Here is a 10,784-nt window from a genome sequence, read left to right on the forward strand (position 1 = left end):
TCCTAGAATTGTCTTAAGAATCTGATATCATTTTCGTAGAGCAGTCTCATATCGTCGATCTCATATTTCAGAAGGGCGATTCGCTCTAACCCAACACCAAATGCAAATCCGGTGTATTCATTCGGATCAATGCCGCACATTTCAAGCACATGCGGATGTACCATACCGCAGCCGAGAATTTCAATCCAGCCGGAACCTTTACAGAAACGGCAGCCTTTTCCTCCGCATTTGAAACAGGAAACGTCTACTTCGGCACTCGGTTCTGTAAATGGGAAATGATGCGGACGGAATTTCGTCTTTGTCTCCGGTCCAAACAGCTCTTTCGCAAATTCTTCTAATGTTCCTTTTAAATCAGCAAATGTAATATTCTTATCAATCACAAGTCCTTCAATCTGATGGAAAGACGGAGAATGTGTTGCATCTACTTCATCTGAACGGAATACTCGTCCCGGAGCAATCATACGGATTGGAAGCTTGCCCTGTTCCATAACCCGGGCCTGAACAGGTGATGTCTGTGTACGAAGGACAATATCTTTATTTACATAGAATGTGTCCTGCTCATCCTTTGCCGGATGATCTGCCGGAATATTCAGTTTCTCAAAGTTGTAAAGATCATACTCTACTTCCGGACCTTCCACAACTTCATATCCCATTCCAATGAAAATACGCTCTACTTCTTCAAGCGCAATTGTATTCGGATGACGGTGTCCGACTTCATTTTTCTTCGCCGGCAGTGTTACGTCAATCACTTCTTTTTTCAGACGTTCTTCAAGAATCTTAGCGTCCATTTCTTTTTTAGATGCTTCTAATGCATCTTCAATCTCTGCACGGGTATCATTGACCATCTGTCCTACTTTCGGACGGTCTTCCGGAGCGACATCTTTCATTCCTTTCAGAACAGCTGTCAACTCCCCTTTCTTTCCCAGATATTTCACTCTGACATCATTCAGCTTTTCCGGCGCATCTGCAGCCTGAATCAATTTCAGCGCTTCTTCTTTGATGCTCTGTAATTTCTGTTCCATAACGTTCCTCCTAAAAAATAATCAAAAAAATCCCCGTCCCAAAAGGGACGAGGTCAATCGCGGTACCACCCTAATTCCTGCGGATTACTCTCTGCAGGCACTTTCATACGCGTAACGTGCATCTTACGTCATCATCTACTCTGCCAGAAATCCTTCTCGGCATTTCAAATCAGCAGCTCTTGCGGGAAATTCGATTCCTGTCTGAACTAAAAGGAACTCCCAGCCGATGATTCCTTCTCTCTGATAGAAAACAGTTCTCTACTAACGCAGTCATTGCCTTTCTCTATGCGGTAAATAGTTATTTTCTTAAACATTGTATCTATATCAGAAACTTATGTCAAGGGGTTTTCCGGATTTTCTCTTCTTTTCCCGGCATCCTTTCCAAAAATTCTCTGATACTCCGCTTTCACAAACTGTTCTGCCGACTTCTCCAATTCTTCATATTTGCGGATCAGCTCAAGACAGTCATCTGTTACCTCCGCCATTCCGCCGAATTTTCCTCCCGGACGGCGTCTTACCAGTTCAAGCCCGGATTCTTCCTCCGCAGTCCGGATCATAGACCAGGCTTTGCTGTAAGAAATTCCTGTCCTTTCACTTGCCTCTCTGACCGATCCAAGCCTATGTATTTGTCGAAGCAGTGTTACCGTTCCCGGACCAAAATACGGCTTCGTGTGGATCAGCTGCACTTTCACATGCGCTCGCTTCAAATTCCTTTGGTACGCCTCTGCCACCGTCTCTTGAATTCCACTGTCTTCTAAAACTGGCTCCACTGTTCCCGGATCTCTCATCTCCACATAGACTGGCTTCTGTCCGAGAGACCGGAGCGCCCCTCGCAGCCCTCCTGTCCCTTCGTACTTTATTACATCAGAAAAAATTTCCTCTCCCAACAGTACCGGATGTCCTCCTCTGTGGTTGTAGGAAGGTATTACTACCGGCTTTTCTTCACTCAGCAATTGTTCCAGTGTCTCCAGAAGAAAGAACGGAACGTCCACCGGACAGATAAATACTCTGCTGCATCTTTCCTTCAGATAGGAAAGCCCCGTCTTCACCGAATCCAGCATCTCCGGCTGTCTTCCCGCTTCACAGGATTCATTCTGCAAAAAAGTAACTCCAAATCCCTTCAGCTGCTTTTTCAACTGTTCTTCCCGGCTCCCGGCTACGATCACAATATCTTTCACACCCGCTCTCTGAAAATTCACCGTAATATATTCTGCCAAAGTCATTCCCTGAATCTTCTGAAGCGCCCTGGATGCACCATCCCGCTCTCCGGTTCCGTCCGCTGTAATCACAGCTCCAATCGTTTTCCTCGTCTGTATCTCATCTATTGTTCGGGTCATACTATTGTAACACCCCTTTTCTTCCTGAAACTGATTTCATTCTATAGAATCTATTCTGCTCTGTCAAGGCTTTCCAAATACACATTCAGCTCGCCGCCAAGCAGCAACATATAAAGACAGAAATACATCCAGAGCATCATCAGAATAATCATTGTAAGACTTCCGTACATATTAGAAAATCCCCGAAAAACTTCCACATAAATAGAACTCACATAAGAAATCACAAGCCAGCCGACTGCCGCCAGAACTGCTCCCGGAAACAGTCTTTTTTGTTTTCTTTTTTCCGCCCTGTTCCTGTGATTCGGAAGATACTTATACACCATAGCAAACAGCAGCGTAAACAGACACATAGCAATGATCGTTCTGCTTCCAATGACCATATCCGTCATTCGTTTGAGAAACGGTACATAAGAATTAATCAACATACTGATCGAATTACCAAAGACAAGCAGCAGCATAGAAATAATAATCGACAGAACAAACATCAGCGTATAACATGCCGCCCGGATCCTCAGAAAAATATAATTACGGGTTTCCTTCGCCCCATAAATACAATTAAGCCCTGTCGTCAAAGCCAGCACTCCCCTTCCTGCCGACCAGAACGCCACTAGCGCCGTAACCGGAACAACTGCTTTTGATTGGTTATAGACTTCATTCACGATAGAGATCAGCCATGTATCCAGTGAAGATGCGGAATGTGACGCACTTGGAAACAACGTCTCAATTCCAAGCATAATGTCTTCCCTTGTCAGAGGTGTATACTGCACAAGTGTCAATAATAAAAGTAAAAGCGGAATCAACGATAACATGAAAAAATATGCCGACTGTGCCGCATATGCTCCCACATGGTCATCTCCAATGCGGCGTCCGGCTGATTCAGTTTCTCCAACAGATTTTTTGACATTTGTGTTTCCCCCTTTATTTTTTCCAAATCATACCATGTTTCTTCTTGCTATTCAATGGTAACTCCACAGTAAAATGTTTTCAGTATTTCCTCATATCCCATTCCCTGCTTTGCCATTTCGTTGGCTCCATTCTGGCTCATTCCAATTCCGTGACCGAATCCGCCCCCGTGAAGAATGATTTGTTCCGGCTGCTCTTCAATCTCAAAAAAAGCACTCGGCAGCAAGTCTCTTGCCGGTGTCAGATTGCCATCCTGCTTCATAATCTCATATCCACTGCCGCCAAGTGCCCTGCGTATCTTATTCTCTGTCTCTATGACCGTACTTCCCCGGTCTCCCTCTGCCACAAGAACAAGCGCCACACCTCCGGCTCCCCTTTCCGTAACTTCCAGACGCGTTAGATTTCCGATATCTGTTTCTGCATATTCCGAAATCAAAGCGGACAGCACTGTTTTGGGAATCGCAGCTTCCCAGCGATACCACGGAAGCTCTTTTTCATAATCCCCCTGCTCACCGGAAATGCTTATGCTCTTCAGATATGCTGTTTCCTCTCCCGCACTGCCGCCCCAGGCAGTCATATCTGTAGACATCCCGCACGATGTCGAATAATAATATGCTGCGGCAACCTGACCTTGATACCATAGTTTCTGACCGGCAGTCTCATCAACCGCCTGAATGACAGACGGCTGAATTTCTGAATTTCCATATACCTGAAACGCTGTACTGTCATCCACCTGTGCCTGATATTGCGGATAAGCCATTTCCTGCATCTGATGGTAAGCATAACTTCTGGCGCAGACTGCCTGACATTTCAGAGCTTCCATCTCATAGGACGCAGGCATTTCACTCGGTACGACTCCATAGAGATATTCCTCAAAGGGTATCTCATTAATCACTGCTACCCCTCCATTTGCCACCAGCTCAATGATTCCTCCATAGGACGGAACTCCATAACCCCGCGCAAGTGTTGTTATTGTCAGTTTCTCTCCTGGCTGACGCGGCTGATCCGAATCGCTCCTGATGCAAAATACGGATGATCAGCGGCAGCCTCAAATACTGCCTGCGCCTCCAATTCTTCCCTTCCCTCTCCATATTCGATCACAAGCCCGCCAGGCGCTGTAATCCCTACTTTTTCGTGAAGTTCTTCCTGAAATCCTTCCCCTTTGATCAGAACCCGGATCACTGCGTTTCCAACATCCTTTTCTTCCGCCTTCTTTTGCTCCTGACTCTGTTCCTGCTTCTTCGTTTCTCTTAGTTGATCCTGCTTCATTTCCCGTTTATTGATGACAGCAACGATCAGAAGCATCGCCGTCACTGCACAAAGTCCATAATAAATATATTGCTCCTTGAATTTCATCTCATATCCTGTTATATTCTTGTCTCTTTATTGTATGTCCAATGGCTTTCCGGTTATGCGTCCGAACACAAAAACCTCGTTCCAACATGAAAAGACAGCCGCCAAAGCGACTGCCTTTTTCTTTTGTATGATGCCCAAAATGCCGGCTCCTGTATTTTGACTCCTAGCATTCTGCTAGGTGGGTGACCGCATCTGCTTTTCTGTCTTCCACGCATACCCTGGAGGCATGACATATTACAGAGATAATAAGTCTCCCGTTTAAAGTATTGTAGGTTCAAAATTACAAGAGGTATCGAACATCCCAGGTTTTCTAAAACCTATTATACTTGATTCAGTTCCATTTTTCAACTAAATCATAATTTTTCCACCATTTGTTTTTTATTTTTTTCCAGAAACCTGCTTTTGCTTCCCCTTCTCTTCTGATTTTCCGGTATAATTTCTGCATATAGCGCAGTTCTTCTTTCTGAAACTCATTTCCGCCAAAGTACGCCTGTTCCGCAAGTTCATAAAACTGTTCCGCCTGAACTTCGGAAACACTGTGAAATCCCTTTGTGAGTTCTTCTGCAAATGTCTTTGCATCTCCAAATTCTTTCCAGTCATATCCAAAATCTTTGATCATATTGCCAAATCTTTCGTAGAGATAACATGCCATCTCTTTTTCGCTTTCCGAGTGCTTTCTTATCTGGCAGATCCAGTATATCCGATTGCCCGTAACCATACATAATCCTACAAAAAGAAGCGCAATCATACCGAACAGGATCTTGAACCAGAGCGCTGTCTTAATAGAAATCCTTACTTGTTCCGCCTCCGAAACTCCACCGTTTTTCTCTATTTTTTCCGGATTCTCCGATTCCCCGGAAATCTCTGTCGAAAGTGTTCCCGGCTCCTCTTTCTGCTCTTCCTGTTGTTCTGTCTGTCCCCCTGTCTGATCCAACTCTTGATCCGGAATCTCTGTCTCCTGCATCGTTCCTTCCGGTGCATTACTATTAGAATCTTCCTTTGGGACATACTCTGTTATCCCTGCGGCAATTCCGGATGTTACAGTTACAAATCCCGGTGTCGCCTCAAAGGGCACCCAGCCAAATCCATCCACATAATATTCTGCCCAGGCATGAGCCTCACCTCCGGTTACAACAACCTGATAGCCATTTCCTGTCTTTTGAAACAAACCAGGCTCCACAAGATATCCGCTGACAAATCTGGCAGGAATCTTTTGAAGACGCAGCAAAAGCGCTGCTGCGGCAGCATAATGCATACAATATCCTTTTTTGTTTTCATTCAAAAAATACAGTACACTATCATTCCCTACCGGCGTTCTTCCGGGCTTTAACGTATAAGCTGTATTCTCTGACAAGTAAGTATGAATCTTCCCGCAGATTTCTTCCACATCATCTCCTGCTGTCTCCTCTGTTGCCTGGCGAAGTCCTCTGGCAACAGAATCGGGAACTTCCAGATATGTCTTCTCTACAACAGCATCGTAGTCTTCCTGCCCTTTTCTCTCCAAAATTTTTTTCGCAGAAGCAGTACAGAACTTCGTCTCATATGTTCTTTCTCCACCTTCTGCAAAGCTGTCTCCATAAACAACTGCATCTTCGTAAGCGCTAAAATATGGTTCATACCGGTATTTCAAATTTGCCTTCTGCACCTGTACTGTCAGACGCTTCACTTGCTCCGTTTCCTTCAGTAGCTCAAATGGATGCGCTAACAATTCTTCCCCTTCCTGACCGGTCTTTCCTTTTAAAGAAGATATTTTTTTCTTTCTCCATTCACTATTTTCATACTCACCGCCGACAAACCCTCGCAAATACAGCGTCTGATTCGGTTTTTCATTACAAATAAGACGAAGCTGTTCTTCCTCCCCCTGCACAAGTTCATCCGCTTCTCCGATTTTCCCGGAACCAACGCCTCCTAACACTATCCGTTTCCGTTCCAGAAATGCTTTCACATCTTTCTGGAATGTTTCCGGCGATTCTGTCAGTTTTACAATCGGCTCCCGAAGCCACAGATAGCCAATTCCAACCGAAAGGCATATTACAACCGCCGCTGTCAGTTCTCTTTGCCATCTGCTCATTTCCCCTTTCCGCGCGCTGCTACAGTAAATTCCGACTCCACTACCAATTAAAAGTATCATTGCATCCGCCTGAATTACCGTTCCAACACAAAAAGGCGCCAGAAACCAAAAAGTCAGCATTCCGTAACCAATCCATTTTCCACGCCGAAAACAGCAGACTGCCAGAAGCACAGCCGCCATCAAAATACCGATCACGGCAAGACCTGCCTCCTGAAATCCGCTCCCGGCTTTTGACATGATTTCCGCATCAATTGTAATCGCATAGTATCCTTCAATCCTTTGCAGCGCTTCTGCCAGCAGATTCTGACTCCCCTTCCACAAAGATTCCCAGTTTTTTGCATAGGAGACAATTTTCTCACAAATTCTCCCTCTTGTCCTTGTCATTCCGAGGGCATCTGCTGCTGCAAACATACTCCCCATTGCTCCTGCTATTACATAGCAAAAAATGCGGAGCCATTGTGTCCATTTCCTTTTCTCCACATTACACCTCAATCACAGCTTCCAGGAATTGTTCCCGGAATGCTTTCTCCATCGCCACAGACCACACTTTCTCTTCATCAACAAAAAGCGTTCCATCTTCCTTTAAAACAAGGCATCTCCCATAACGCTCCGAAAATGCTTCCTGATAGCTCTCTTCATCCCAGTTACCAATTCCTTCCCGACAGTCTTTCAAAAAAACTGTGAGCATTTCATCATAGTCTTCCTGAACTGACAGAAGGAATCTCTTTATCTGACCTGTTTCTGCCATACGCCATGTAGCATAGCATGGACATTCATACACAAGAAATCCAGACGCCAACGAGGCAAATGCCCTGATAAAATTGCCCGGAATCTTTTCTTTCCTTCCGTTTTCTGCTGCCAGCACAATAGATGCTCCAATAGGCAGACTGTATTCTTTTACCCAGATATGCTCCTGACGCGCAGTCATTTTCCAATGGACTTTCTGCCAGCTGTCACCCGGACGGTATTCTCTCAGTCCAAATACTTCTGATACATCTTCTCCGCTCTTCGTTTTGGAAAAGGTATCACTGTCCAGCAAAAAGTTCCTTATCTGTTCCGAAAATTCCAGATGCGGAATCACGATTTCCGGCAATATCGTCACAGAACACTCTGCACGTTTCTTCTGCAGCCCATTCCAAGCCCGATTGCATCTTCTGTCCGGATTCTTCTTATCCGAAGCGTTACAACTCCCGGTTCTGTTCCTTCCTGAAGCAAATCAGAAAGCTCTGTTTTCTCCCCGGAAACCCAGATCCATTTTCTCTGACAGCTCTGACCGCTGTCAATGACCTCAATCTCTGCCCGGATTCTTCCGGATAACGCTGTCAGAATTGAGGTTGGACGAATCTGAAGCCAGACTTTCTTATGCTCGCTTTCCTGAAATCTTTTTGCCGCACACACAAAATCCGCCTTGATTCCAAGCGCCGCAAGCCACGCCAGCGCTTCACACAAAAAAGGCAGGACAATCATGGCGCCAAGCAGCGTCCGTCCCGCCTCCCAGTGATACATCACATTCAGATAGAGCATTACAAGAAGGCTTGCTCCATAAAGAATCCTAATTCTCATCTGATTATCCTTTTCTCCGCTCCATTTTCGGCTGCGGTACCATTTCCAAAATCTGCTCCAACATCGCTTCTACCATCATCTGTTCCGCTTTTGCCCGCTGCGATAATACCAGACGATGAACTGCCACTGGCGGAAACACATTCTTCACATCCGCCGGAATGCAATATTCTCTTCCATGCAGATAGGCAAGGGCTTTGGACATCTTCACAAGCGCAATCGTCCCGCGCGGACTAATTCCAAGCTTTAACAGCGGCTCCTCTCTTGTCGCCTTTACAAGTCTTGCAATATACTCATATACTCTGTCGTGAACAAATACTTCTTCTACTTCTTCCTGCATTCCCAGAAGTTCTTCTCTTCGGATCACCGCATGGATCTCATCCAATCGGTTTCTTGCTCCAGCCCCTTTGAGCATCTCAATTTCATCTGCAATATCCGGATACCCCATTGTCATAGAAATCATAAAACGATCCAACTGTGACTCCGGCAGCGGCTGTGTTCCTGCTGATCCAATCTGGTTCTGAGTTGCGATCACAAGGAATGGTTTTGGAACTTCCCGCGTCTTTCCATCGACCGTAACTGTTCCTTCTTCCATTACTTCCAGAAGCGCTGACTGTGTTTTCGGAGACGTCCGATTAATTTCATCTGCAAGAAATAAGTTACAGAGCACTGCTCCCGGCTGATAACGAAACTCCTTTTGCTGCGGATCATACATAGAAAATCCCGTAAGATCTGCCGGCAGAACATCCGGTGTAAACTGTACCCTCTTCTGCGTCATCCCCATACTTTTTGCAAAAGCCAGCGCCAGCGTTGTCTTTCCAACTCCCGGAATATCTTCGATCAGAATATGTCCGCCTGCCAAAATAGCAGCCATTGCCTTAATAATACATTCATCCTTCCCAATCACTGCCTTTTTCACTTCTCCAATGATCGCTGCTGCACATTCAATTCCACGGCTCATATACTCCCCTCCTCTATCTGTCCGCCCCGCTTACATCTTCTCCGTAAGCTCCGGCATAATCCCCGGCAGATCTGCCGCAACCTTTTCATAAGTCTTTACTTCTCCACTCATAAAATGCTTCCTGCAAAGCGGCACATACATATCATTGGCGCCAAGCATAATCTGTTCGCCATCTCTTACAATCTTGCCGTCCCGGATCCGCGCATTAAAACGCGCTTTCTTTCCACACCAGCAGATCGTCGGAATCTCCTCGATTGCATCTGCCAATTCCAAAAGACGCTTAGAACCTCGAATAATCTTCCCTGAAAATCCGTTTTCAGTCCGTAGCAAAGCACCGGAATATCATAAGTGTCACAGATCTCTGCAAGCCAGTCTACCTGAGCTTCTGTCAGAAAATTCGCCTCATCTACAAGGATTGCATCATACGCCCCTTCCTTCATCTCAAACTCTTCGATCAAAGTACAGGACGCCTGTAAACCGATTCTTGACTTCACGATCTTCTCCCCATCCCGCAAATCCATCTTCGGTTTCAGAATAATCGGCCTTCTTCCCCGTTCCTGAAAATTATAATGCGCCATGAGAAGATTCGCTGTCTTACTGCTTCCCATTGCCCCGTAACGAAAAAATAATTTTCCCATTTATACTTCCTCTTTCTCATCCAGAATCTTCTGGATCATATTTCTCACAAGTTCAAATGCCACCGGATTCATTCCGCTGTTAATTACAATATCGGCTGTCGTTCTTGTCGGTTCCACATAGAGATAATGCATCGGCTTTACCGTTGTCAGATATTGCTCCACCACGCCTTCAATATCCCGTCCACGCTCTTTCACATCTCTGATTACCCGGCGCAAAATACGTTCATCCGCATCTGCCTCCACATAAACTTTCACATCCATCAGATCCCGGAGTCGTTCATCTGCCAGCACAAGAATTCCTTCCAGAAGAATCACTCGCTTTGGCTCCACTTTCATCACTTGATTCGATCTTGTGTGCATCGTATAATCGTAGACCGGACATTCAATCGCCTTTCCTTCTTTCAGCTGATGCAAATGCTCCACAAGAAGCTCTGTCTCCATTGCATCCGGATGATCATAATTCGTCTTCTTCCGCTCCTCTAACGGAATATCGCTCTGATCCCGATAGTAATTATCGTGATACAGTACCGCCACGTCTTCGTGAAAGGTATCTTTTAATTTATTTGTAAATGTAGATTTTCCTGAACCGGTTCCGCCGGCAATTCCAATAATAATTGTTTTCATCTTTTTCCCGCCTGTAAATGTATTTTCTTATAATTCTTTTATATTTGATTAGATTCATTATATCTTCGCCAGAAAGCACTGTCAATGATTGCAGATGTTTTGTCCCGCAATGGCTAAATGAAATAATGCCGATAAGACTTCCATGAAATCTTACCGGCATCTCTGTTTTTTACAATATACGGGAGTTTGACAGTTGAATATTAAAAAAAAGTTCTCACAGGTCGCATAAAACCTGCTTTTTTTATGTCAAATTTTCTGTTTTTATGGCTGTTATTTTATGTTATTGTATGATATAATAAGGGATAGGAGGGA

General features: G+C 45.0%; 10 protein-coding genes, 1 other RNA gene and 1 pseudogene. All 12 read right to left on the bottom strand.

Annotation, left to right across the window (positions count from 1 at the left end; all coding sequences use genetic code 11):
* Positions 1 to 2: 2 nt before the first annotated feature.
* Positions 3 to 1,022: a phenylalanine--tRNA ligase subunit alpha gene (pheS, locus tag DWX73_RS03000; RefSeq protein ID WP_118346771.1), complete on the bottom strand. Its 1,020-nt coding sequence runs from the start codon at positions 1,020 to 1,022 to the stop codon at positions 3 to 5.
* Between the two features lie 332 nt (positions 1,023 to 1,354).
* Complete coding sequence (locus tag DWX73_RS03005) at positions 1,355 to 2,359, bottom strand: NTP transferase domain-containing protein (RefSeq protein ID WP_118346773.1); 1,005 nt, start codon at positions 2,357 to 2,359, stop codon at positions 1,355 to 1,357.
* 50 nt (positions 2,360 to 2,409) lie between these two features.
* Positions 2,410 to 3,204, bottom strand: coding sequence for a YihY/virulence factor BrkB family protein (locus DWX73_RS03010; protein ID WP_242996570.1), 795 nt, complete (start codon positions 3,202 to 3,204; stop codon positions 2,410 to 2,412).
* A gap of 107 nt (positions 3,205 to 3,311) precedes the next feature.
* Complete coding sequence (locus tag DWX73_RS13830; protein ID WP_242996572.1) at positions 3,312 to 4,157, bottom strand: SpoIID/LytB domain-containing protein; 846 nt, start codon at positions 4,155 to 4,157, stop codon at positions 3,312 to 3,314.
* Positions 4,158 to 4,237: 80 nt separating this feature from the next.
* Positions 4,238 to 4,618, bottom strand: coding sequence for a hypothetical protein (locus tag DWX73_RS13835; RefSeq protein WP_242996574.1), 381 nt, complete (start codon positions 4,616 to 4,618; stop codon positions 4,238 to 4,240).
* A 127-nt stretch (positions 4,619 to 4,745) separates the two neighbouring features.
* Positions 4,746 to 4,929, bottom strand: a non-coding RNA gene (ssrS, locus tag DWX73_RS03020) — 6S RNA.
* A 20-nt stretch (positions 4,930 to 4,949) separates the two neighbouring features.
* Positions 4,950 to 7,169, bottom strand: coding sequence for a transglutaminase-like domain-containing protein (locus DWX73_RS03025; protein ID WP_118346777.1), 2,220 nt, complete (start codon positions 7,167 to 7,169; stop codon positions 4,950 to 4,952).
* Between the two features lies 1 nt (position 7,170).
* Complete coding sequence (locus DWX73_RS03030; protein WP_158556815.1) at positions 7,171 to 7,791, bottom strand: DUF58 domain-containing protein; 621 nt, start codon at positions 7,789 to 7,791, stop codon at positions 7,171 to 7,173.
* Positions 7,788 to 8,252, bottom strand: coding sequence for a hypothetical protein (locus DWX73_RS03035; protein ID WP_118346781.1), 465 nt, complete (start codon positions 8,250 to 8,252; stop codon positions 7,788 to 7,790). The genes DWX73_RS03030 and DWX73_RS03035 overlap by 4 nt, the downstream gene beginning before the upstream one ends.
* A gap of 4 nt (positions 8,253 to 8,256) precedes the next feature.
* The gene (locus DWX73_RS03040; RefSeq protein ID WP_118346783.1) at positions 8,257 to 9,210 is read right to left on the bottom strand and encodes an AAA family ATPase; all 954 of its coding nucleotides are present in this window, start codon (positions 9,208 to 9,210) and stop codon (positions 8,257 to 8,259) included.
* Between the two features lie 30 nt (positions 9,211 to 9,240).
* Positions 9,241 to 9,848: pseudogene (locus DWX73_RS03045) on the bottom strand (thymidine kinase).
* Positions 9,849 to 10,472, bottom strand: coding sequence for a uridine kinase (gene udk, locus DWX73_RS03050; RefSeq protein ID WP_118346785.1), 624 nt, complete (start codon positions 10,470 to 10,472; stop codon positions 9,849 to 9,851).
* Positions 10,473 to 10,784: the final 312 nt, after the last annotated feature.

Origin of the sequence: Coprococcus sp. AF21-14LB (assembly GCF_003458885.1) — a bacterium.
Lineage (GTDB): Bacteria > Bacillota > Clostridia > Lachnospirales > Lachnospiraceae > UBA9414.

Excerpts from the sequence above, each read along its gene's own strand:
- pheS (WP_118346771.1), bottom strand. The coding sequence starts at position 1,022 with ATGGAACAGAAATTACAGAGCATCAAAGAAGAAGCGCTGAAATTGATT.
- DWX73_RS03005 (WP_118346773.1), bottom strand. The coding sequence starts at position 2,359 with ATGACCCGAACAATAGATGAGATACAGACGAGGAAAACGATTGGAGCT.
- DWX73_RS13835 (WP_242996574.1), bottom strand. The coding sequence starts at position 4,618 with ATGAAATTCAAGGAGCAATATATTTATTATGGACTTTGTGCAGTGACG.
- DWX73_RS03035 (WP_118346781.1), bottom strand. The coding sequence starts at position 8,252 with ATGAGAATTAGGATTCTTTATGGAGCAAGCCTTCTTGTAATGCTCTAT.
- DWX73_RS03040 (WP_118346783.1), bottom strand. The coding sequence starts at position 9,210 with ATGAGCCGTGGAATTGAATGTGCAGCAGCGATCATTGGAGAAGTGAAA.
- udk (WP_118346785.1), bottom strand. The coding sequence starts at position 10,472 with ATGAAAACAATTATTATTGGAATTGCCGGCGGAACCGGTTCAGGAAAA.